Genomic DNA, 21,892 nt, shown 5'->3' with positions numbered 1-21,892 from the left:
GGCGATGGCCTGTTTCCTCGGGGTTGACGGTGGCGGTTCCAAGACCGCGTTCGCGCTCATCGACGGCGACGGCCTGGTCCTCGCCAGGGCCACCGCACCGACGTCCTACTACTTCAACAGTTCCTCGGCCGACGCGGGATTTCAAGCCGTCGAAGATGTCCTCACACAGGGCGTCACCGACGTATGCCGGCAGGCCGGGGTGCGGGCCGCCGACATCGCCGCCGCCTTCTTCGGCATCCCCGGCTACGGCGAGGCCAGTGCCGACATCGAGCGGCTCGATGCGCTCCCGGCCCGCGTGCTGGGGCATGACCGCTACCGGTGTGACAACGACATGGTCTGCGGCTGGGCCGGCTCACTGGCTTGCCAGGACGGGATCAACGTCATCAGCGGTACCGGCTCGATGACCTATGGCGAGCGCCGCGGAGTCGGCCACCGGGTCGGCGGCTGGGGTGAGCTGTTCGGCGACGAGGGCTCCGCGTATTGGATTGCCACCCAAGGGCTCAACGCGTTCGGCAGGATGAGTGACGGCCGGCTCGCAGCCGGACCGCTGCATGGGCTGCTGCGCGAACGGCTGGCCCTGGGCGCCGATCTGGACGCCGTCAGCCTGGTGATCGACCGATGGTCGGGAAACCGCGGTTCGATCGCCGCCCTGGCCACTACGGTCTGCGCGGCGGCCCGCGCCGGTGATGCCACCGCGGCACGCATCCTGTCGGCCGCGGTCACCGAACTGCTCGCCCTCATCGACACGACCCGCACCCGGATCGGATTCCCCGACGCCGAGACGGTGCCGGTGTCCTACTCCGGCGGGATGTTCTCCGACCCGGATTTTCTCGCGATGTTCGTCACCGCGCTGCGTGACCAGCCGGTGGCCTATGACCTGCGGCGCCCGCTGCTGGACCCCGCAGTGGGCGCCGCGCTCTACGCGGCCAAGTACAGCGGGCACGTGGTGAGTCCGAACCTGGTCAGCCAACTCCGCACGGCCACAGCATGATCGAAGAAGGAAGACAGATGACCGAGTTATCGCCGCCGCGGCGTGGCTGGATCGGCTACGCCACCCTACTGGTGCTCTTCTGGGGTGTGTGGGGCGCTTTCTCCGCGCTACCGGCCACCCGGTACGGCTATCCCGACGAGATGATCTACTGCATCTGGGCGTCGACCATGATCATCCCGGCCGTGTTCGCGCTGCGGGGTGCCCGCTTCGACCGTAGCCCGCGCGCCGCGGTATACGGATTGCTCATCGGGCTGACCGGAGCCGGTGGCCAGCTGCTGCTGTTCCAGGCCCTCACCATGGGCCCGGCCTATCTGATCTTCCCGATCGTGTCGATCTCGCCCGCGGTGACGGTGCTGATGGCGATGGTGCTGCTGCGCGAACGCATCACGGCGCTCGCAGCGATCGGCCTGATCGCCGCACTGGTCGCCATCGTGCTGTTCAGCATCACCAGTGCAGAGCCGACCGGCTCGTCGGGTCCATGGCTCGTGCTGGCCATCCTGATCTGCCTGGCATGGGGCGTGCAGGCCTACTTCATGCGCAAGGCCGCGACGATCGGCGTGAACGACGCCACCACCTTCGGCTGGATGGCGATCAGCGCGATCGCCCTGATTCCGGTGGCGGTGCTTTCGATGGGTGGCATTCCGATCGGATTCCCTTGGCAGGCACCGGCATTGACGGCGATAACCCAGCTGCTCAACGCGGTAGGGGCGCTGTTCCTGGTGATGGCGCTGAGCCGGGGCAAGGCCACCATCGTGGCGCCCACCACCAACGCCCTGGCGCCCGCCCTCACCATCGTGGTGTCACTGGCCGCCTATCACACCCTGCCCACCCCGTACGGGGCGGCCGGCATCGTGCTTGCCCTGGTGGGATCGACGCTGATGGTCTACAGCGACGAGAAGCGCGGTGACCCGTCCACCGCGAAGCCCGAGACCTCGGACCTGAGGAGCCGGACGTGAAACCCACCGTCGTCATCATCGGAGCGGGCAGCGTCGAGTTCACCCGCGAGCTGCTCGGCGACATCCTGTCCTTCCCGGAGCTGCAGTCCGTCCGGATCGTGTTGCACGACATCGACGCCGAACGGCTGGAAACCGCCGAGGCGATCGCTCGGGCGACCGCGGACGCGGCCGGTGCCACCCCCGACGTGATGGCCACCCTCGACCGGCGGCGCGCCCTCGACGGCGCCGATTACGTCATCAACGTCATCCAGGTGGGCATGCACCAGGCCACCGTGCGTGATTTCGAGATCCCGGCCCGCTACGGGGTCAACCAGACCATCGGCGACACCATCGGCATCGGCGGCATCTTCCGCGGCTTGCGGACCTTCCCGGTCTTGGCGGCCATCGCCCGGGACATGGAGCAGGTGTGCCCGGACGCCTGGTTGCTCAACTACACCAACCCGATGGCCATGAATGTCACCTACCTGCATCACGTGGCCCCGCGGTTGAAGGTGCTCGGGCTGTGTCATTCGGTGTACTGGACGATGGTCGGCCTGTGCGAGCTGATCGACGTGCCCTATGACCAGGTGTCGTACTGGTCGGCCGGGGTCAACCACCAGGCCTGGGTGCTGCGCTGGGAGCGCGACGGCCAGGATCTCTATCCCCGGCTGGATCAGCGCATCGCCGCCGACCCGGAGCTGCGGCGACGTGTGCGGGTGGACATGTACCGACGTCTGGGCTACTACCCGACCGAGACGAGTGAGCACTCCAGCGAGTACGTCCCGTGGTATGTCCGGCATCCCGCCGAGGTCGAGCGGCTGCGGATCAACATCGGTGAGTACGTCTCGATCAGCGCGGCCAATCTCGCCGAATATCAACGCGTGCGTGCGGAATTGGCCGACAGCCGGCCGCTGCCCATCGATACTGGCTCCACCGAGTACGCGCCCCAGGTGATCCACTCGCTGGAAACCGGTGACACCCGGGTCATCTCGGCCAACGTTGTGAACCAGGGGCTCATCACCAACCTGCCCGATGGCGTCGCGGTCGAGGTCCCCACCACGCTCGACGCGCTGGGCGCCCATCCCATGCGGGTGGGCGACCTGCCGCCGCAATGCGCCGCGCTGAACCGGAATTTCCTCGGACCCGTCGAGCTGGCGGTCCGGGCCGCCGTCGACGGTGATCCACGCCTGGTGCGGGCGGCCGCGATGGTCGACCCGAACACCGCGGCGACGCTGACCGTCGACCAGATCTGGGAACTGTGCAACGAGCTGACGGCCGCACATGCAGAGCTGCTTCCCGAGCCGCTGCGATCAGCGGTGTCGTCATGAGATCGGCTGCCCACCAAACAGATCCACCCACTCGTCCAGACGTCGCCAACAAAGGAGTGTCCACCGTGATCCGACACCGGCTGTGCATCGCAATGGTTGTCGTCCTCACCTGTCTGCTGGCCGCGTGCGGCGGTGGGGGTTCGTCGTCGGCGGGCCCCATCGAGATCGCGGTGTGGCACGGTTATCAGGACACCGAAGGCGAGGTCTTCAAGAGCCTGATCGACCGGTACAACAAGGAGCATCCCGACGTGAAGGTCAGTGAGCTGTACTCCAGCAACGATCTGGTGTTGCAGAAGGTGCTCACCGCGGTGCGGGGCGGCAGTGCCCCCGATGTCGCCTACATGTTCGGCTCGTGGTCGCCCAACATCGCCAAGATCCCGCAGGTCGTCGACATGTCCTCGGTGGTGTCCCAGCCGGAGTGGAACTGGCAGGACTTCTATCCGGCCGAACGGGAGGCCGCGACCGTGGGCGACAAGATCGTCGGTGTCCCCGCCCTGGTGGACAATCTGGCCATCGTCTACAACAAGAAGCTCTTCGCCGACGCCGGCGTCGCACCCCCGAGCCCGAAATGGACCTGGGATGACTTCCGCTCGGCGGCTGCGAAACTGACCGATCCGGCCAAGGGGCAGTACGGCTGGCTGATCCCCGCCGACGGCAGCGAAGACACCGTTTGGCACTACATTCCGATGCTGTGGGAGGCCGGCGGCGACATCCTGACCGCCGACCATCAGCACGCCGCGTTCAACTCCGAATCCGGTGCGCGCGCACTGACGGTGCTGCAGCAGATGGCGGTCACCGACAAGTCGCTGTACCTGGACACCACCAACGAGAACGGCCCCAAACTGATGAACAGCGGTAAGGTCGCGATGCTCGTCACCGGCCCATGGGATCTGAGTCAGCTTTCCGATATCGAGTACGGCGTCCAGGTGATGCCCACGTTCGCCGGCTCGGCCGGTGCGCACCAGACGATCTCCGGCCCGGACAATTGGGTGGTGTTCGACAACGGCGACCGGCGCAAGCGGGCGGCAACCGATTTCGTCCGATGGTTGACCGCGCCCGAGCAGGTCAAGACGTTCTCGCTGGGCACCGGTGACCTGCCCACCCGGCTGTCCGTCGGCCAGGATCCGGCATTCCGTCAGCAACTGAACGAAAAGCTCGACGGCAGTGCCACCTTCGTGGAGAACTTGGCCAACGTGCGTAAGGTCAGGCCGGCCGTCGAGCAGTATCCGGCCATTTCCGAGGCGCTGGGACAGGCCGTCGTGTCGGTCATGCTCGGCAAGGATCAACCCGCGGCCGCCCTGAACGCCGCGGCCCAGGCCGCCGACACGGCGCTCGCCGGGAAGTAGCGGCTGCGGTGATGACCCTGCTTCGGCTACGGCATTCGGACAGCGCGGCGGGCTGGATGCTGGTGAGCCCGGCGGCGGCACTCATCGGAGTCTTCGGTCTGCTGCCGGTGCTGATGTCGCTGGTGCTGTCGTTTCAGCACTCGGATCTGCTCACGCCGGAGACGCCGTGGGTGGGGCTGGACAACTACCGCAAGCTGGCGCAGGACCCGGTATTCGTCGAGGCGATCAAGCACACCATCGTCTACACCGCGCTGTTCGTGCCCGGCACGATGCTGGTCGGGTTGTTGGTAGCAGCAGCGCTCAACCGCCCGTTGCGTTTCATCGCGGTGTACCGCACGGCCGCCTACATCACGATGGCGGTTTCGACCATCTCGCAGGGCATCATCTTCCTGTGGCTCACCGACCGGGACTACGGGCTGGTGAATGCGGCGCTGAACGCCGTCGGCGCCCCGTCCCAACCGTTCCTGGCCTCCCCGGCGCAGGCGATGTACGTGATCGTGGCGATGACGATCTGGGGCTGGACCGGATTCTCGGTCATCGTGTACCTGGCTGCGCTGCAGGGAGTTCCGGCTGAACTGCACGAGGCGGCGGCGATCGACGGGGCGAGCGCGTTCACCCGGTTCCGCACCATCACGGTGCCGTTGCTCGGCCCGGCGAACCTGTTCCTGGTCGTCTGGCTGACCATCAACGCACTGCAGTTGTTCGACGAGGTCTACGCCACCACGCGGGGCGGGCCGCTGCGGGCGACCACCGTCATCGTCTATTACCTGTGGGACCGGGCCTTCGTGCAGTTCGACGCCGGTTACGCCGCGGCGATGGCCTACGCGCTGTTCGTGGTCATCCTGGTGATCACCGCGATCCAGTTCCGACTCGCGCGCAAGCACGTGTACGCCTCATGACCGCGATCCAGTCCCGCCCCGCGTCAGCCCCGGCGCGGCAACCGGATCCGGCGCCGGTGCGCCGGCGATTGCGGCTGCCGTTCAGCCCGTGGCACCTGGTGCTCATTCCGCTGACCTTCCTGCTGCTCGTTCCGCTGCTGTGGATGGTCGTCACGTCGCTGGAGACCGAGGGGGAGGCCAACCGCTTCCCGCCGGTGCTGGTGCCCGAGAGCCCGAGGTTCGAGAACTACGCCGAGGCTTGGTCCGCGGCGCCGTTCGGTCACTTCTTCGCCAACAGTGTCATGGTCACCGCGGTGGTGCTGGTGAGCAACCTCGTCGTCTGCAGTCTGGCCGGCTACGCCTTCGCGCGGGTCCGGTTCCTGGGCCGCGGTGCGCTTTTCGTGACATTGATGGCCACGCTGATGGTGCCGTTCCAGGTCACCATGATCCCCGTCTTCCTCATCGTCAAATGGTTCGGCGACAACGTGTGGGCCGGCCTGGGCATCGACCACATCGGGGCGTTGATGCTGCCCAATCTGGCCACCGCCTTCGGGATCTTCTTCCTGCGGCAGTTCTTCCAGACGGTACCGGTGGAGCTGGAGGAGGCGGCGCGGGTGGACGGGACCTCGCGACTGGGGGTGCTGTTCAAGATCGTGCTACCGCTGTCGCTGCCGGCATTGTCGACCCTGGCGGCCCTGACGGTGCTCACTTCCTGGAATGACTTCCTGTGGCCGTTGATCGTGATCACCTCTCAGGATCAGATGACGATTCCGTTGGGGCTGAGCTATTTCCAGGGAGCGCATCGGGTGAAGTGGCCGCTGCTGATGGCGGCCAACGTGATGAGCCTGTTGCCGATGCTGCTGGTCTTCGTCGGCGCGCAACGGTATTTCGTGCAATCGGTGGCCAGCACCGGACTGAAGGGATGAGCGGTGGCAGAAGTAGAGTTCCGTGATGTGAGCCGCCGATTCCCCGGCGGTGTGCATGCCCTCAAGGGGCTGAACCTCACGGTGGCCGACGGGGAATTCCTGATCCTGGTCGGGCCGTCGGGTTGCGGTAAGAGCACCGCGCTGCGGATGTTGGCCGGACTCGACAAACCCTCCTCCGGTGAAATCCGGATCGGCGGCACCGTCGTCAACGATCTCACCCCGGGCCAGCGGGATATCGCGATGGTGTTCCAGAACTACGCGCTCTACCCGCACATGTCGGTGTACCGCAACCTCGCGTACGGACTGCGGCAGCGTCGCACCCCGCGCGCCGAAATCGACCGCAGGGTGCGGGAAACGGCAGAACTGTTGCAGATCACCGCGCTTCTTGACCGCAAGCCGGGGCAGCTGTCGGGCGGCCAGCGGCAGCGGGTGGCGATGGGCCGGGCGCTGGTGCGGCAACCGCAGGCGTTCCTGCTCGACGAGCCGCTGTCGAATCTGGATGCCAAGTTGCGCAACCAGGTTCGCGGTGACCTCAAGCGCCTGCACCGAGAGGTTCCGGTGACCTCCATCTACGTCACCCATGACCAGGTGGAGGCGATGACGCTGGGGGACCGGCTGTGCGTGATGTCCGAGGGCGAGGTGCAGCAGATCGGCACCACCGACGATATCTACAACCGGCCGGCCAACACCTTCGTCGCGGCGTTCATGGGCAGCCCGCCGATGAACCTGATGCCGGGGGTGATCCGGTCCGGCCTGCTGCACATCGGTGGGGCCGAGGTGGCGCCGGCGGGGTCGGCGGACGGTCCGGTCACCGTGGGGGTGCGACCCGAGCACCTGCAGGTGCATCGGCAGTGGGCAGCCGGCATGTTGGCGGCTCGTGTCGACTTCGTCGAACCCTTGGGCAGTCACGTACTGGTGACCACGGTCGTCGGCACCGGTGACGAACAGACCCGGGTGATCGCGCAGGCACCCGCCGATACCGTGCTGGCGCCGGGCACCGACATCGGCCTGGTGCTGCCACCGGAACGGACGCATTTCTTCGATGCTCAGACCGGAGTCGCCCGGCGCGACCGGGAACGCGTCGCGCTGTAGCCCTTCCGGAGAAACTTGCCCGGCGGGCAAAAATATGTACGCTGGCGACATGGCAGCCGGATTGCGTGAACGCAAGAAGCTCGACACCCGCCGGGCGCTGAGCGACGCCGCGCTGGAACTGACCTTCCGGCACGGTCTGGAGAACGTCACCCGCGAGGACATCGCCCGGCTGGCCGGGGTGTCGCTGCGCACCTTCAACAACTACTTCACCGGCAAGTACGAGGCGCTGGCCTACCGGCAGACCGAGCGGTTGCGCCGCAGCATCGCCGAGCTTCGAGCCCGCCCGGCCGGCGAACCGCTGTGGACGGCGATCACCGAATCCGTGCTGCTCCCGCTGGAGCAGGATCTCGCCGAGGCTGGGCCTGAATCCGGTGTGCCCACCCGCGAAGAACTCGTCGAGGTCCGGAAACTGTTGATGAGTCCCGAGATTCGCGGCGCCGTGGGTAGGGCGTTGCTCGAGGAATGGATCGCGGTGATCGCCGAACGCACCGGTACCGACCCGGAGACCGACATGTACCCGCGGCTGGTCGCCGGGGTGGTGCACGCCGTCGGCGACGCGGCCGCCGACGCCTACACGAAGGCCGACCCGCCGGTCGCCTTCCCGCAGTTACTGCGACGGGGATTCGCGGCCGTCGCCGCCGGCCTGGCCGAACCGGGGACCGGCCATGGCTGAGCCGGTGGTGATCGCGGGCGCTGGCCCCAACGGTCTGCTGCTGGCCTGCGAACTGGCGCTGGCGGGTGTGCGTGCGGTGGTGCTGGACCAGCTGCCCGGACCCAGCGCCGAACCGAAGGCCAACGGGCTCGTCGGCCAGGTGATCCGCCAACTGGACATGCGCGGCCTCTATCACGCGTTCGGCGGCGAGGATGGTCCGCCGACGCCTTCCCCGGGCTGGATGTTCGCCGGGATGTCGCTGAGCTTCCTTGGGTTGCAAGGTAACCCGATGTACGCCTTGTTGGTCCCGCAACCTCGGTTGGTGCGCTTGCTGGAACGGCGGGCTCGCGATCTGGGGGTGGACATCCGGTGGGGTCACGCCCTCGCTGATTTCCGGCAGACCGACGACGTGGTCACCGCTACCGTGCACGCGGACGGTCGCCGCTATGAGCTGACCGCCGAATACCTGGTCGGCGCCGACGGCGGCCGCAGCATGGTGCGCAAGAACCTCGGCGTCGAGTTCACCGGCCACACCTCCGACATCGTCAGCCGGATCGCTCACGTGCACCTGGCCGAGAATCTGCTGGTGCCCGGCCGCGGTTACGACCTGCCGGGTTTCGGGTTGCTGCCCTTCGGTTACAGCAGGTTCGAGCGCGGCTCGACCGTGGTGTTCCCGCTGGAGCCGGACCGGCCGATGGTGGGCACCGTCGAATACGGCTGGACCGTCGGCGGCGCCGACGGTCCCGTCTCGCTGGACGAGCTCCGGTGCAGCCTGCGCCGCATCCTCGGCGTCGACGTTCCGCTGGAAGCGCCGAGAAAGGCCGGCGCGCATGCCCTGCGCCGGCTCGACGGCATCAACAGCCGCCAGGCGCAGCGCTACCGGGTGGGCCGGGTGCTGCTGCTCGGCGATGCGGCGCACGTGCATTCGCCGATGGGTGGCCCCGGCCTGAACCTCGGCATGCAGGATGCGGTCAACCTGGGGTGGAAACTGGCCGCGGTGGTCAACGGCTGGGCGGCCGACGCCCTGCTGGACACCTACCACAGCGAGCGGTATCCGGTGGGGGAGCGGGTGATGATGCACTCGATGGCACAGCTCGCGCTCGCCGCCCCCGGGCCCGAAGTCGACGCGCTGCGAACACTTTTCGCTGAGCTGGCGGCCGAACCCGAGGTGGCGGCCCACCTCGCCGGGCTGCTGGCCGGGTCCGATGTGCGCTACGACGTCGGTGACGACCATCCGCTGGCCGGCCGGATGGTGCCCGACCTGACCCTCGACGACGGCCGGCGGGTCGCCGACCTGCTGCACGAGGCGCGGCCGGTGCTGCTCGACCTGTCCGGTGGTGTGCTCGCCGTGACGGGGTTGCCGGACCGGGTGTACGTGGTGACCGGCGGATGCGCGGCAGCGCCCGCCGCGCTGCTGCTGCGGCCCGACGGTTACGTCGCGTGGGCAGCCGACACGATCGACGCGGCAGCGGCGCACGGTTTGGCGGCAGCGGTGGCGCGCTGGTGCGGTCAGCCCAGCGTCGCCCGGATACCCACCGTCACGTAGGGCAATGCCAGGCCGGTCGTATTCGCCAGCGCCGGATGGGTTCTCAACAGCTCGCGGACCTCGTCCAGGGTGCGGGTGCGAACCTCGGCCGGTGAGGTGATGCAGTAGCTGCGCGAGGCCACCAGATCGATGAGGGCTTGCGGGGTCAGGTAACTCGTCCATTCGAAATGCGCGCGCTCGACCGCGACGAACGGTTCGGGCAGGATCACCTTCTGCTCCAGCGCGTGGTCCTCGTGGCCGATGATGCGGCCGAGGTCCTTCACCCAACCCATCCGTTCGTCACGGGTGTTCCACACCAGCCCGAGCCGGCCGCCGGGACGCAGCACCCGGGCGATCTCGGCGACCGCACGGTCGGCGTCGAACCAATGCCAGGCCTGGGCCACCAGCACCGAATCCACGCTGTCGTCGGCCAGCGGGATCTCCTCGGCCGTCCCCAGCAGTGCCGGTGTGTCCGGCAGCGAGGCGGTGAGCACCTCCAGCATCTCCGGGATCGGGTCGACGGCGATCACGTCGAGTCCGCGTTCGGCCAGCCGGATGGTCAGCTTGCCGGTACCGGCGCCCAGATCGAGCACGGTGTGCGCGCCCGCCGGCAGCAGCCAGTCGATCGCCTCCGGCGGATAGGACGGGCGGCCGCGCTCGTAAGCGGCGGCCTCCTCCCCGAAGGACAGCGACCGGGGCCGGGTCGACTCGCTCACTGCGATGCGAGCTTCAGTGTCTGCCGGATGAGGGCGCCCACCGAGTCGGTCTCGACCAGGAAGCCGTCGTGGCCGTAGATCGAATCGACGACGTTGAGCCCCGAGCACCCGGGTAGCAGGTCGGCCAATTCCTGTTGCAGACGAATGGGATACAGCCGATCGGAGGTGATTCCCCCGACGATCACCGGCACCTGGCAGGACTCCAGCGCGGCGGCCACCCCGCCCCGGCCGCGGCCGACGTCGTGGCTGGACAGCGCGTCCGTCAGCGCCACGTAGGTGCCCGCGTCGAACCGCGATACCAGCTTCGCGCCCTGGTACTCCAAATAGCTCTCGATCGCGAAGCGGGCGTCGTCATCACCCTGGACGTCGTTGCCGAACCGCGAATCCAGTTCGGTCTCACCGCGATACGTCAGGTGGGCGAACCGCCGAGCGATCTCCATCCCGGCGCTGGGCGGGCGCCCGGTGCCGTGGTAGTCACCGCCCTGCCAGTTCGGGTCCGCCTTGATGGCGGCCACCTGGCTGCTCTGCGTCCCGATCTGGTCGGCGGTCGCTCGCGCGCCGACGGCCAGGACCAGTGCCGTGCGCACGGTGTCCGGGTGTCCGATGATCCATTCCAGCGCCCGGGCGCCGCCCATCGAACCGCCGATCACCGCCGCCACCTGGGTGATGCCCAGCGCGGCGAGCGTCGCCAGATCGGCGTTCACCTGGTCGCGGATGGTGATGGTCGGGAACCGTGAACCCCACGGACGGCCGTCCCTGGCCAGCGAGCTGGGGCCGGTGGAGCCGCGGCAGCCGCCGAGCACGTTGGTCGAGATGGCGCACCAGCGGTCGGTGTCGATGGGGGCGCCCGGCCCGGCCACACCGTCCCACCAGCCAGGAGTGGGATGGCCTGGGCCGGCCGGACCGGTCACGTGCGAGTCACCCGTCAGGGCGTGCAGCACCATCACGACGTTGTCGCGCTCGGGGGACAGCTCACCCCAGCGCTGGACGGCGATGGTGACATCATCGAGCACCGCGCCGCTCTCCAGCGGCAGCGAGCCGATGTCGACGAGGGCGGTCTCGCCTTCGGCCGGCAGGGACACGGCGGGGCGGGTATCCGACACGGTCACACTGCCGCCACCGTGTCGGACAACACCTGCCGGGCCGCCGCGAAGCCCTGTTCCAGATCGGCCAGGATGTCGTCGATGCCCTCGATGCCGACGGCCAACCGCACCAGGCCCGGCGTGACACCCGTGGTCAGTTGCTCCTGCGGGGTCAACTGCTGGTGGGTGGTGGACGCGGGATGGATGACCAGCGAGCGCACGTCACCGATGTTGGCGACGTGGCTGTGCAGGGTCAACGCGTCGACGAACGCCTTGCCTGCGGCGATACCGCCGGCGAGCTCGAAGGCCAGCACCGCGCCGGTGCCCTTCGGGGCGATCCGGCGGCCCACCTCGTACCAGGGTGAGGTGGGCAGACCCGCATAGTTGACCGAGATGACGTCGGGATGCTCGACCAGATACTCGGCCACCCGCTGTGCATTGGACACGTGACGTTCAACACGCAGGCTCAGCGTTTCCAATCCCTGCGCGACGAGAAAAGCGTTGAACGGCGACAGCGCACTACCCAAATCGCGCAGCAACTGCACCCGCGCCTTGAGCGCATAGGCCGGTGCGCCGAGGTCGGCGAACACCACACCGTGATAGCTGGGGTCCGGCTCGGTGAAACCGGGGAAACCTCCGTTGGTCCAGTCGAAAGTGCCGCCGTCGACGATGACACCGGCGATTGCCGAACCGTGGCCGCCCAGGTACTTGGTGGCCGAGTGCACGACGATGTCCGCGCCGTGTGCGATCGGCTGGATCAGGTACGGGGTGGCGATGGTGTTGTCGACGATCAGCGGCACGCCGCTGTCGTGCGCCACCGCGGCCACCGCGGGGATGTCGAGCACATCGATCTGTGGGTTGGAGATCGTCTCGGCGAAGAAGGCCTTGGTGTTGGGCCGCACCGCCGCGCGCCAGGACTCCGGGTCGTCCGGGTTGTCGACGAAGCTGACCTCGATGCCGAGCTTGGGCAGCGAGTAGTGGAACAGGTTGTACGTGCCGCCGTAGAGCCGCGGGCTGGACACGATGTGATCACCGGCCGAGGCCAGGTTCAGGATGGCGAACGTCTCGGCCGCCTGCCCGGAGGACACGAACAGGGCGGCGACACCGCCTTCCAGTGCCGCGACGCGCTGCTCGATGACGTCGGTGGTGGGATTGCCGATGCGGGTGTAGATGTTGCCCGGCTCGGCCAGCCCGAACAGCGCGGCGGCGTGGTCGGTGCTGTCGAACGTGTACGAAGTGGTCTGGTAGATCGGCAGGGCCCGCGCATTGGTCGCGGCGTCGGGGGACTGACCGGCGTGTACCTGCTTGGTCTCGAAGGACCAGCTCGCGAGCTTGTCTTCTAGCGTGCTCATGTGAAACGAACCTCCATCTGTGTCTGGGGGTCCGTCCGTCAGCACGGACCCGCGCTTGCCGGTAGCCGCTCTCGACTACACAACCTGGTCTTCACCCGGAGCACCCCACCGCGGTTGGAGGGTTGCCGGCCAGCAAGCCGGGGCTTGGTGCTGGCACTCATGACCGATGCAAAGCCTAGCTCACCACGTCGGCCGACGGCCACTGGGTTGACCGGGGGCATCGGCCCCGGCGGGACAAAAGCTACTGGTCAGTAGTCAAGGTTGGCCCCTCACGCGGTACGGGGCCCTTGTAGTGTTGCCGTCGAGAGCTGCCGGAACCCGGACAGCCTCAGCAGACAGTGACACGCCAAGGGAAAAGGCACCCACCACCGATGGGAACGTCGCTTTTGGGCCCGTGTCGCACGCCGCATATCTGACACCGACAGTGAGGCCGTAAGAACAACCATGAGCGCCCAGCAGCCGACCATCATCTACACGCTGACCGACGAAGCCCCGCTGCTTGCCACCTACGCCTTCCTCCCGGTGATCCGAACTTTCGCCGGCGCCGCCGGTATCGACGTGCAGACCAGCGACATCTCCGTGGCCGCGCGCATCCTGGCCGAGTTCGACGACTACCTGACCGATGAGCAGAAGGTGCCCGACAACCTGGCCGCGCTCGGCGCGCTGACCCAGGACCCCAGCGCCAACATCATCAAGCTGCCCAATATCAGCGCCTCGGTGCCCCAGCTGCTGGCCGCCATCAAGGAATTGCAGGGCAAGGGCTACGCGCTACCGGACTACCCCGGCGACCCGAAGACCGACGAAGAAAAGGCGCTCAAGGAGCGCTACTCCAAGATCCTGGGCAGCGCGGTCAACCCGGTGCTGCGCGAAGGAAACTCCGATCGCCGCGCACCCAAGGCGGTCAAGGAATACGCCCGCAAGCATCCGCACAGCATGGGCGAGTGGTCGCAGGCCTCGCGGACGCACGTGGCGACCATGAAGGGCGGCGACTTCTACCACGGCGAGAAGTCCCTGACGCTGGACAAGGCCCGCACCGTGAAGATGGTGCTGACCAACAAGGCCGGTCAGACCACCGTCCTCAAGCCCGAGGTCAAGCTCGACGCCGGCGACATCATCGACAGCATGTTCATGAGCAAGAAGGCGCTGTGCGACTTCTACGAAGAGCAGATCGAGGACGCCTACAAGACCGGCGTGATGTTCTCGCTGCACGTCAAGGCCACCATGATGAAGGTCAGCCACCCCATCGTGTTCGGGTATGCGGTGAAGATCTTCTACAAGGACGCCTTCGCCAAGCATCAGGCGCTGTTCGACGAGCTGGGCGTCAACGTCAACAACGGGCTGTCCGACCTCTACAGCAAGATCGAGTCGCTGCCCGCCTCGCAGCGCGAGGAGATCATCGAGGATCTGCACCGCTGCCATGAGCACCGGCCGGAGCTCGCGATGGTCGACTCGGCCAAGGGCATCTCGAACTTCCACTCGCCGTCCGACGTGATCGTGGACGCCTCGATGCCGGCGATGATCCGCCTCGGCGGCAAGATGTACGGCGCCGACGGCCGCACCAAGGACACCAAGGCGGTCAACCCGGAGTCGACGTTCTCCCGGATGTACCAGGAGATGATCAACTTCTGTAAGACCCACGGCCAGTTCGATCCGACCACCATGGGCACGGTGCCCAACGTCGGCCTGATGGCGCAGAAGGCCGAGGAGTACGGCAGCCACGACAAGACCTTCGAGATCGCCGAGGACGGCGTCGCCGACATCGTCGACGTGGACACCGGTGAGGTTCTGCTGAGCCAGAACGTCGAAGAGGGCGATATCTGGCGGATGCCGATCGTCAAGGACGCCGCCATCCGGGACTGGGTGAAGCTGGCCGTCAACCGGGCCCGGCTGTCCGGGATGACAACGGTGTTCTGGCTCGACGACGAGCGCCCGCACGAGAACGAACTGCGCAAGAAGGTGAAGACCTACCTCAAGGACGAGGACACCGAGGGGCTGGACATCACGATCCTGCCGCAGGTCTGGGCCATGCGATACACCCTGGAGCGGGTCATCCGCGGCAAGGACACCATCGCGGCCACCGGCAACATCCTGCGCGACTACCTGACCGACCTGTTCCCGATCCTGGAGCTGGGCACCAGCGCCAAGATGCTGTCCATCGTGCCCCTGATGGCCGGTGGCGGGCTCTACGAGACCGGTGCCGGTGGTTCGGCGCCCAAGCACGTCAGCCAGCTGATCGAGGAGAACCACCTGCGTTGGGACTCCCTCGGCGAGTTCCTGGCCATCGGTGCCAGCCTTGAGGATCTGGGTAACAAGACGGACAACGCCAAGGCCAAGGTGCTGGCGGACACGCTGGACACCGCCGTCGGAAAGCTGTTGGACGAGAACAAGTCTCCGTCGCGTAAGGCCGGTGAGCTGGACAACCGGGGCAGCCAGTTCTACCTGTCGCTGTACTGGGCGCAGGCGCTGGCCGAGCAGACCGAGGACAGCGAACTCGCCGAGCATTTCGCGCCGCTGGCCAAGACGCTGGCCGACAGTGAGGCCGCGATCGTCGCCGAGCTCAACGAGGTGCAGGGTGGGCACGCCGACATCGGCGGCTACTACTACCCGGATCCGGACAAGACGGCGGCGGTGATGCGGCCGAGCAAGACGTTCAATGCCGCGCTGGAGGGCGCAGCGCAGGCGTAGTTTCCTGCGCCGGCCGCCGCCGCGCCGAGGGTGGGTAGGGCTGTTTCCGAAGAGCGATATCACCGGCGATATCGCTCTTCGGGGACGTGTACGCGCTTCCGCGCAGAAGGCCGGCGTGCAGGCCGATGTGAAGGCCGATGTGCGGCAGGGTCACCCGGCCGGCGGTGCGGCGCGCTTGGGTTCGGTGTGGGCGTCGACGAATTCGGTGATCAGTTCGGTGATCCGGCCGGGCGCCTCAAGCATGGGGACGTGCCCCAGCCCGGGCAGCCGGGTGACCCGGGTGTCCGGTGGCAGGTGGTCGACGAAGTAGCGGGTGCCGCGCGGCGTGGGGAACACCCGGTCCTTCTCGCACAGCACCAGGTGGGTGGGCACGCCGACGTCGGCCAGTTCCAGCAGGCCCGGAAGCCGCAGCGTCTTGACCAACAGCTGCAGGTAGGCGGTGCAGTGGGTGGCATCCCGCACCAGCAGCTCCAGATCGGTGCGGCTGGGTCCGCCGGCGGGCCCGCTGACGGCGAGTGTGGCGATCCGGGTGCAGAACGGCAGGTCCAGGATCCGTGGACCGACCAGCCGCGCGGCTAGCAACGCCGGCGCACCGAGCACGAACTTCAGCACGGTCTCGTACTTGGTGAGCGAGTGCTGACCCCAGCCGCCCGCGGGGGCGATGGCGGTCAGGGTGCGGGCCCGGCCCCGCCGTTCCAGTTCGAAGGCCACCCAGCCGCCCAGCGAGTTTCCGACGACATGGGCTGTGTCCCACCCGGTTTCGTCCATCCGGCGCTCGACTTCGTCGACCAGGGCGGCGGTGTCGAGCAGCCGGCCGGGGGCGCGCGGTCCGCCGTGGTGACCGACCATGGTGGGTGCCAGCACCTCGAAGCGGCCGGTTTCGGCGAGCTGCGGTGCCACCGTCCGCCAAACGTTCTGCGAGCACAGGAACGGGTGCAACATCAGGATCGGTTGACCCGACCCGAGGTGAATCGGCGCACGTTCGGTCATACGGCCCGAGACTAAGACGGTACCGCCGGTACCGCAAGATCCGGCGGGCCGCTTGTCGGTGGGCTGCACTAGGGTGCTGGCGTGATCGTCACCACCGTCAACGTCAACGGCATCCGCGCAGCCGTCAAGCAGCGCTCCAACGAGAATCTGGGGTTGCTGCCCTGGCTGAAGGAATCGCGCGCCGACGTCGTCTGCCTGCAGGAGACCCGGGCCGACGACGAGCAGCTGCGCGACGCCCTGGCTCCCGCTCTCGCCGACGATTGGCACCTGGCGTCCGCGGAGCCACATGTCAAGGGCCGCAACGGGGTTGCCGTACTCTCGCGCACCCCGTTCAGCGCGGTGCGGATCCTGGAGTCTGAGGAGTTCGCCACCCACGGCCGCTATATCGAGGTCGACACCGGAGGCGCCACCATCGCCAGCGTCTACCTGCCCACCGGCGAGGCCGAGACGGAACGGCAGCTGGAGAAGGAACGCTTCATGGCCACCATCGAGGCCAGGATGGCCCAACTACTGGCCGGCAACGGGGACACCGTGTTGTGCGGTGACTGGAACATCGCGCACACCGAGAACGACATCAAGGCATGGAAGAACAACGTCAAGAAGTCCGGGTTCCTGCCCAGTGAACGGCAGTGGCTGACCGACCTGATGGCCACCGGCTGGGTGGACGTGGTGCGCCGGCTGCACCCCGACGTCGCCGGCCCGTACAGCTGGTGGTCCTGGCGCGGCAAGGCCTTCGACAACGACGCCGGCTGGCGCATCGACTATCACCTGGCCAATGCGGGGCTGGCCGAGCGCGCCGTGTCGGCCCGAGTGGAGCGGGCCGAGCTGTACGCGTTGCGCTGGTCCGATCATGCCCCGGTGACCGTCGAATTCTCCTGAGCAATAGCGGGATTACGTCCCAGGTGGCGTAACAACTGAGCGAGATCGCCGGTCGCCGGTCCGGCTATCGCTGGGCCGAACGGCGCCGCGGGGGTGCTGCGGTAGTCGCCGTCGGGCACCATCAGCGCCAGCGGCAGCGCCGCGCCGACCACGTCGGCGGGTAGTCGGTAATCCCGGCCGAGGGTGGCCGCCACATCCCACCCGTGCACGACGTAGTCGATGAGATGAAAGCCGATCGCAACGGCCCCGGGAAACTCTGCCCCGGGCCCGAATTCCGGAAGCGCGAACGGAATGTGCGCCGCGTCGGGGTTGGTGAACGCCTCCAGCACGTCATGGGCTGCCGAGGCGTAGGTGTCGCCGGGTGCGCGGGTCACCGCGTCGCGAACCGTGGTGGTGTCCCAGATTGCCGGGTCGGCGCCATTGCCACGGGCCGCCGCGGCGAAACCGCGATGCTGCGCGGTCATGTGGGCGAGCAGGTCGGTCAGATCCCAGCCGGCGCACGGGGTGGGGCGGTGCAAGTCCTCGGCACCGACCGCCGCGACGATGGGGATGGTGGCCAGAACGGCGGCGCGATGGGCGGGTCGGAGGTCATCAATCGTATGCATGTGCACATCATATGTGCATGCATACTATATGGCAATGCCTACCATGTTCCGATGGCTGCCCGGCGCCCTGACCTCGCGGCGATGCTGGCCCCGCTGCTGCGCGACACCCTCGCCGCCGAGGAACCCGTGCTGCGCAAGCACGGCCTGACCATGTGGGGCTACATCGTGCTGACCGCGCTGGACGGCTCACCGATGCGCACCCAGGCCGCGCTCGCCGAGGCGATCGGCGCCGACAAGTCACGGATCATCCCCACCCTCGACGCGCTCCAGCAGGCGGGCTACATCGAGCGCCACCCGGACCCCGACGACCGCCGGGTGCGGCTGCTGGACATCACCGCCGACGGCAGGCGGGTCAAGGACGCCGTCCAGACCGAGATCCAGCGGGGGGAGGAGCGGTGGCTCGGCGAACTGGACCCGGCCGACCGGCGCACCTTCCTGCGGGTGCTGCGTCAGCTGACCCGCGGGGAATTCGGATGACAGCAGTGCGAAAATCGAGGGATCATGAGCACTCCAGCCAAGCCCGTCGTGTTCTCCGGCGCGCAGCCCACCTCTGACTCCCTGCACCTCGGTAACGCGCTCGGGGCGGTCAACCAGTGGGTCAGCCTGCAGCACGACTACGACGCCTACTTCTGCGTCGTCGACCTGCATGCCATCACCGTCGCGCAGGAACCCGAGGTGCTGCGCCAGCGCACGCTGGTCACCGCGGCCCAGTACCTGGCGCTCGGGGTGGATCCCGCGAAGGCCACGGTGTTCGTGCAGAGCCAGGTGCCCGCGCACGCCGAGCTGGCCTGGGTGCTGGGCTGCTTCACCGGATTCGGTCAGGCCTCGCGGATGACGCAGTTCAAGGACAAGTCGCAGAAACAGGGCACCGACTCGACCACCGTGGGGTTGTTCACCTACCCGGTGCTGATGGCCGCCGACATCCTGCTGTACGACACCGGCCTGGTGCCCGTCGGTGAGGATCAGCGCCAGCATCTCGAACTCGCCCGTGACCTGGCCGAGCGCATCAACGCGCGGTTCCCCGGCACGTTCGTCGTGCCCGAGGCGATGATTCCCAAGGCCACCGCCAAGATCTACGACCTGCAGGACCCGACGGCCAAGATGAGCAAGTCGGCGTCCACCGACAAGGGCCTGATCAGCCTGCTCGACGATCCGAAGAAGACGGCGAAGAAGATCCGCGCGGCGGTCACGGACAATGACGGCGAGGTCCGTTTCGATCCGGAGAACAAGCCCGGGGTGTCCAACCTGCTGACCATCCAGTCGGCGGTCACCGGGACCGATATCGACAAGCTGGTCGAGGGGTACGCCGGCCGTGGCTACGGTGACCTGAAGACCGAAACCGCGGAAGCCGTGGTCGAATTCGTCACCCCGATCAAGAACCGCGTCGACGAGCTGTTGGCCGATCCGGCCGAGCTCACGGCGGTGTTGGCCAAGGGGGCCGAGCGGGCCGGGGGCGTGGCTACAAAGACGCTGCAACGGGTATATGACAAGGTGGGATTCCTGCCGCCGACGCGCTGACACCCGGGAGAGACCGCCATGGCCGAGCCGGACAAGCCGGGTTTGCTGGATCGACTGCGTAGCCGCTACACCTGGTTCGACCGGGTGATGCGGGCTCAGGAACGCTACAACGACTGCAAGGGCGACTTCTACGCCGCGGGCATCACCTATTTCACGGTGTTCGCGCTGTTCCCGTTGCTGATGGTCGGTTTCGCCGCCGGCGGCTTCATCCTGGCCAGCCGCCCGGAGCTGATGGATCAGATCGAGCAGCGGATCCGGGACACGGTGTCGGGGGACTTCGGCAGTCAGCTGGTGCAATTGATGGATTCGGCCATCGACTCGCGCGGCACCGTCGGCGTCATCGGCCTGGCCACCGCTGCGTGGGCGGGCCTGGGCTGGATGTCCAATCTGCGCGAGGCGCTCAGCCAGATGTGGGAACAGCGCGGCGAGAAAGACGGCTTCCTGCGAACCAAGCTGTCCGACCTGATTGCTCTGCTGTCGGTGTTCGTGGCCATGGTGCTCACCATCGGCCTGACCGCGCTGGCCAACAAATCGGTGATGACCCGGGTGCTGGATTGGCTGGGCCTGCACGACATCGCGACGTTCGGCGGGCTGCTGGGCGTCGTGTCGTGGCTGATGTCGGCGCTGGTGTCGTGGCTGCTGTTCACCTGGATGATCGCCCGGCTGCCCCGGGAGCCGGTGGCGTTCGGCAGTTCGGTGCAGGGCGGCCTGCTGGCCGCGGTCGGCTTCGAGATCTTCAAACAGGTTGCCTCGCTGTACCTGTCCTCGGTGATGCACGGGCCGGCCGGTGCCACCTTCGGCCCGGTGCTGGGCTTGATGGTGTTCGCCTATGTCACCGCGCGGCTGGTGTTGTTCGCGACCGCGTGGGCGGCCACCTCGAAGGAGAGCATGCTGCTGGTGCCCGTGGAACCGCCGGGGCCGGTGCCGATCACGCCGCGAGTCCAGGTGCACGAGGGCATCGGCGTCCCCGGCGCGGTGGCCGCGTTCGCGGCCGGAGCGCTTGGCGCGCTGGGGATCTCGCGACTACGCCGACGCTAGCGGGTCACCGCTTCCAGCGCGCGCCGATGCAGCCGACCACGCCGGCCCGGTTGCTTCAGGCCTGAGGCCGGCGGTTCATCGACCGGGCGGCCATGATCAGCGCGAAGACGATGATCGCGCCGACCACGCCCACGCCCACCCGTACCGGCACCGCGTCGGCGGGCGGCAGCGCGGTGGCCGCGACCGCGGTGGGATCCGGCGCGTCGGCCTTCTGCTTGGGCAGCAGTGACGGGTCGGGCTCGATCAGCTTGCCCACCTTGGTCCCGGGCGCGGTGGCAAAGCCGTAGTCGAGCAGATGTGCGGCCTGCTCCCACGGCGCGATGGGCTCGCGGGTGCCGCGCAGCAGCACCGCCACCAGGCGCCGACCGTCACGCTCGGCGGCGCCGACGAAGGTCTGGCCGGCGTCGTCGGTGTATCCGGTCTTGCCGCCCAGCGCACCGGGGTAGTTGTAGAGCAGCTTGACGTCGTTCTCCAGGTCGTAGCCGGGGTGGTCGTTGTCCTCGCCGGGCCGGGCCGGATAGCCGGGGAACGGATACTTCTGGGTGGAGACGATGCGGGCGAAGGTGTCGTTTTCCCAGGCGTAGCGGTAGAACAGCGCGATGTCGTAGGCCGAGGTGCTCATACCGGGGCCGTCGAGACCGGACGGTGTCGCGGCGCGGGTGTCGCGGCCGCCGAGCTTGTTGGCCAGCGAGTTGATCTTCTGTAGTGCGGTATCCATACCGCCGACCTGGACGGCCAGGGCGTGTGCGGCATCGTTGCCGGAGTGCATCAGCAGGCCGTGCAGCAGATCGTTGACGGTGTAGCGGCCACCCTGGTCCACGCCGACCCGGGTGCCCTCCGCGGCCGCATCGTCGGAGGTGCCGATCACCTGCCGGTTCAGCGGCAGCTCGTTGATCGCCTGCATGGCGATCAACACCTTGATGACGCTGGCCGGGCGGTGCCTGCCGTGCGGGTCCTTGGCGGCGATGACGTCACCGGTGTCGAGATCGGCGACCACCCACGCCTCGGCCGAGATGTCGTTGGGCAGGGGCGGGGTGTCGGGTGCCACCACGACTCCGCAGTTGCCCATCGCGTCCCCGCCCAGCGGGGTGGCCGGCACCGGTAGCGGGGCCGGCGGGTCACCGGCCTTGGGCACCTCGGACGAGTCCACGGCGGGTGGAGTCGTCACCCGGAACGGGCAGGGATCGGGTGGGCCGGGCTCGGCGTGTGCCACGGCCGGTCCGACGGCCAGGAAAAGCGCTGCAGCCAGGGCTGCAGCGCGGTGGAGCGGGGTTTTCGTGGTCGCCATCGTGTCTGCAGATTAGGTGACGACGGCGCCGATCTCGAGGAGCCGCGCTGTGACGGGTGGGGTTTG

Annotated in this window: 20 protein-coding genes and 1 riboswitch; of the genes, 14 read left to right on the top strand and 6 right to left on the bottom strand. The window is 67.8% G+C overall.

Going from position 1 to position 21,892, the window contains the following annotated elements; translation table 11 throughout:
• Positions 1–4 precede the first annotated feature (4 nt).
• The 9 genes from AWB94_RS08385 to AWB94_RS08345 all read left to right on the top strand — a co-directional run bounded on the left by AWB94_RS08385 (position 5) and on the right by AWB94_RS08345 (position 9,694).
• Positions 5–991 carry an N-acetylglucosamine kinase gene (locus AWB94_RS08385; RefSeq protein ID WP_062659835.1) on the top strand — a complete coding sequence of 329 codons (987 nt, stop codon included), beginning with the start codon at positions 5–7 and terminating at the stop codon, positions 989–991.
• Positions 992–1,008: 17 nt separating this feature from the next.
• Positions 1,009–1,947: a DMT family transporter gene (locus AWB94_RS08380; RefSeq protein WP_062659834.1), complete on the top strand. Its 939-nt coding sequence runs from the start codon at positions 1,009–1,011 to the stop codon at positions 1,945–1,947.
• Positions 1,944–3,254: an alpha-galactosidase gene (melA, locus tag AWB94_RS08375; protein ID WP_062659833.1), complete on the top strand. Its 1,311-nt coding sequence runs from the start codon at positions 1,944–1,946 to the stop codon at positions 3,252–3,254. The genes AWB94_RS08380 and melA overlap by 4 nt, the downstream gene beginning before the upstream one ends.
• Positions 3,255–3,319: 65 nt before the next feature.
• Positions 3,320–4,600, top strand: a complete 1,281-nt coding sequence (locus AWB94_RS08370) for an ABC transporter substrate-binding protein (protein ID WP_062659967.1) — start codon at positions 3,320–3,322, stop codon at positions 4,598–4,600.
• A gap of 11 nt (positions 4,601–4,611) precedes the next feature.
• Entirely contained in the window at positions 4,612–5,499 is an 888-nt protein-coding gene (locus AWB94_RS08365) for a carbohydrate ABC transporter permease (protein ID WP_062659832.1), read from the top strand.
• Positions 5,496–6,404: a carbohydrate ABC transporter permease gene (locus AWB94_RS08360; protein WP_062659831.1), complete on the top strand. Its 909-nt coding sequence runs from the start codon at positions 5,496–5,498 to the stop codon at positions 6,402–6,404. Before AWB94_RS08365 ends, AWB94_RS08360 begins: the two co-directional genes overlap by 4 nt.
• Before the next feature lie 3 nt (positions 6,405–6,407).
• The gene (locus AWB94_RS08355) at positions 6,408–7,496 is read left to right on the top strand and encodes an ABC transporter ATP-binding protein (protein WP_062659830.1); all 1,089 of its coding nucleotides are present in this window, start codon (positions 6,408–6,410) and stop codon (positions 7,494–7,496) included.
• 49 nt (positions 7,497–7,545) lie between these two features.
• On the top strand, positions 7,546–8,169 hold the full coding sequence (locus AWB94_RS08350; RefSeq protein ID WP_062659966.1) for a TetR/AcrR family transcriptional regulator: 624 nt from the start codon (positions 7,546–7,548) through the stop codon (positions 8,167–8,169).
• Positions 8,162–9,694 (top strand): FAD-dependent monooxygenase, encoded by a 1,533-nt coding sequence (locus tag AWB94_RS08345; RefSeq protein ID WP_062659829.1) that lies wholly within the window; start codon positions 8,162–8,164, stop codon positions 9,692–9,694. The genes AWB94_RS08350 and AWB94_RS08345 overlap by 8 nt, the downstream gene beginning before the upstream one ends.
• Here AWB94_RS08345 and AWB94_RS08340 read toward each other — a convergent pair.
• From AWB94_RS08340 to AWB94_RS08330, 3 genes are read right to left on the bottom strand one after another with little or no spacing between them, the layout of a single operon-like run.
• Positions 9,658–10,389, bottom strand: a complete 732-nt coding sequence (locus tag AWB94_RS08340) for a class I SAM-dependent methyltransferase (RefSeq protein ID WP_062659828.1) — start codon at positions 10,387–10,389, stop codon at positions 9,658–9,660. The two genes, AWB94_RS08345 and AWB94_RS08340, sit on opposite strands and share 37 nt — an antisense overlap.
• Complete coding sequence (gene metX / locus AWB94_RS08335) at positions 10,386–11,498, bottom strand: homoserine O-acetyltransferase MetX (protein ID WP_062659827.1); 1,113 nt, start codon at positions 11,496–11,498, stop codon at positions 10,386–10,388. Before metX ends, AWB94_RS08340 begins: the two co-directional genes overlap by 4 nt.
• On the bottom strand, positions 11,495–12,823 hold the full coding sequence (locus AWB94_RS08330) for a bifunctional o-acetylhomoserine/o-acetylserine sulfhydrylase (protein WP_062659826.1): 1,329 nt from the start codon (positions 12,821–12,823) through the stop codon (positions 11,495–11,497). The genes metX and AWB94_RS08330 overlap by 4 nt, the downstream gene beginning before the upstream one ends.
• Positions 12,824–12,869: 46 nt before the next feature.
• A riboswitch (SAM riboswitch) is annotated at positions 12,870–12,988 on the bottom strand.
• Positions 12,989–13,267: 279 nt separating this feature from the next.
• On the opposite strand from AWB94_RS08330, the gene AWB94_RS08325 reads away from it, so the two are divergent.
• Positions 13,268–15,508: an NADP-dependent isocitrate dehydrogenase gene (locus AWB94_RS08325; protein ID WP_062659825.1), complete on the top strand. Its 2,241-nt coding sequence runs from the start codon at positions 13,268–13,270 to the stop codon at positions 15,506–15,508.
• A 150-nt stretch (positions 15,509–15,658) separates the two neighbouring features.
• Here AWB94_RS08325 and AWB94_RS08320 read toward each other — a convergent pair whose 3' ends face one another.
• A complete protein-coding gene (locus tag AWB94_RS08320; protein WP_062659824.1) occupies positions 15,659–16,498 on the bottom strand; it encodes an epoxide hydrolase EphH in 840 nt (279 codons plus the stop codon).
• 81 nt (positions 16,499–16,579) lie between these two features.
• Between AWB94_RS08320 and AWB94_RS08315 the strand changes: the two genes are divergently transcribed.
• Entirely contained in the window at positions 16,580–17,377 is a 798-nt protein-coding gene (locus AWB94_RS08315) for an exodeoxyribonuclease III (RefSeq protein WP_062659823.1), read from the top strand.
• On the opposite strand, the gene AWB94_RS08310 is transcribed toward AWB94_RS08315, so the two are convergent.
• Entirely contained in the window at positions 17,347–17,982 is a 636-nt protein-coding gene (locus tag AWB94_RS08310) for a TIGR03086 family metal-binding protein (protein ID WP_201029630.1), read from the bottom strand. The genes AWB94_RS08315 and AWB94_RS08310 overlap by 31 nt on opposite strands.
• Positions 17,983–18,033: 51 nt before the next feature.
• Here AWB94_RS08310 and AWB94_RS08305 point away from each other — a divergent pair, with 51 nt between their 5' ends.
• Genes AWB94_RS08305 through yhjD form a run of 3 tightly spaced genes read left to right on the top strand, consistent with a single transcriptional unit; the run spans position 18,034 to position 20,538 of the window.
• On the top strand, positions 18,034–18,459 hold the full coding sequence (locus tag AWB94_RS08305) for a MarR family winged helix-turn-helix transcriptional regulator (protein ID WP_062659821.1): 426 nt from the start codon (positions 18,034–18,036) through the stop codon (positions 18,457–18,459).
• A 24-nt stretch (positions 18,460–18,483) separates the two neighbouring features.
• On the top strand, positions 18,484–19,500 hold the full coding sequence (gene trpS, locus AWB94_RS08300) for a tryptophan--tRNA ligase (RefSeq protein WP_062659820.1): 1,017 nt from the start codon (positions 18,484–18,486) through the stop codon (positions 19,498–19,500).
• An 18-nt stretch (positions 19,501–19,518) separates the two neighbouring features.
• Entirely contained in the window at positions 19,519–20,538 is a 1,020-nt protein-coding gene (yhjD, locus tag AWB94_RS08295) for an inner membrane protein YhjD (protein ID WP_062659819.1), read from the top strand.
• A gap of 55 nt (positions 20,539–20,593) precedes the next feature.
• Here yhjD and AWB94_RS08290 read toward each other — a convergent pair whose 3' ends face one another.
• Entirely contained in the window at positions 20,594–21,826 is a 1,233-nt protein-coding gene (locus tag AWB94_RS08290; RefSeq protein ID WP_062659818.1) for a D-alanyl-D-alanine carboxypeptidase, read from the bottom strand.
• Positions 21,827–21,892 lie beyond the last annotated feature (66 nt).

This window comes from Mycolicibacterium canariasense (assembly GCF_002101555.1).
GTDB classification, from domain to species: Bacteria; Actinomycetota; Actinomycetes; order Mycobacteriales; family Mycobacteriaceae; genus Mycobacterium; species Mycobacterium canariasense.
Note: the sequence above shows the minus strand (reverse complement) of the source record. Positions and strands in the feature narration are given on the sequence as shown.

What these genes read in the sequence shown, in the direction of transcription:
- AWB94_RS08385 (WP_062659835.1), top strand. Translation starts at nt 5, where the DNA reads ATGGCCTGTTTCCTCGGGGTTGACGGTGGCGGTTCCAAGACCGCGTTC.
- AWB94_RS08380 (WP_062659834.1), top strand. Translation starts at nt 1,009, where the DNA reads ATGACCGAGTTATCGCCGCCGCGGCGTGGCTGGATCGGCTACGCCACC.
- AWB94_RS08365 (WP_062659832.1), top strand. Translation starts at nt 4,612, where the DNA reads ATGACCCTGCTTCGGCTACGGCATTCGGACAGCGCGGCGGGCTGGATG.
- AWB94_RS08360 (WP_062659831.1), top strand. Translation starts at nt 5,496, where the DNA reads ATGACCGCGATCCAGTCCCGCCCCGCGTCAGCCCCGGCGCGGCAACCG.
- AWB94_RS08350 (WP_062659966.1), top strand. Translation starts at nt 7,546, where the DNA reads ATGGCAGCCGGATTGCGTGAACGCAAGAAGCTCGACACCCGCCGGGCG.
- AWB94_RS08345 (WP_062659829.1), top strand. Translation starts at nt 8,162, where the DNA reads ATGGCTGAGCCGGTGGTGATCGCGGGCGCTGGCCCCAACGGTCTGCTG.
- AWB94_RS08330 (WP_062659826.1), bottom strand. Translation starts at nt 12,823, where the DNA reads ATGAGCACGCTAGAAGACAAGCTCGCGAGCTGGTCCTTCGAGACCAAG.
- AWB94_RS08325 (WP_062659825.1), top strand. Translation starts at nt 13,268, where the DNA reads ATGAGCGCCCAGCAGCCGACCATCATCTACACGCTGACCGACGAAGCC.
- AWB94_RS08320 (WP_062659824.1), bottom strand. Translation starts at nt 16,498, where the DNA reads ATGACCGAACGTGCGCCGATTCACCTCGGGTCGGGTCAACCGATCCTG.
- AWB94_RS08310 (WP_201029630.1), bottom strand. Translation starts at nt 17,982, where the DNA reads ATGCATACGATTGATGACCTCCGACCCGCCCATCGCGCCGCCGTTCTG.
- AWB94_RS08305 (WP_062659821.1), top strand. Translation starts at nt 18,034, where the DNA reads ATGGCTGCCCGGCGCCCTGACCTCGCGGCGATGCTGGCCCCGCTGCTG.
- trpS (WP_062659820.1), top strand. Translation starts at nt 18,484, where the DNA reads ATGAGCACTCCAGCCAAGCCCGTCGTGTTCTCCGGCGCGCAGCCCACC.
- yhjD (WP_062659819.1), top strand. Translation starts at nt 19,519, where the DNA reads ATGGCCGAGCCGGACAAGCCGGGTTTGCTGGATCGACTGCGTAGCCGC.
- AWB94_RS08290 (WP_062659818.1), bottom strand. Translation starts at nt 21,826, where the DNA reads ATGGCGACCACGAAAACCCCGCTCCACCGCGCTGCAGCCCTGGCTGCA.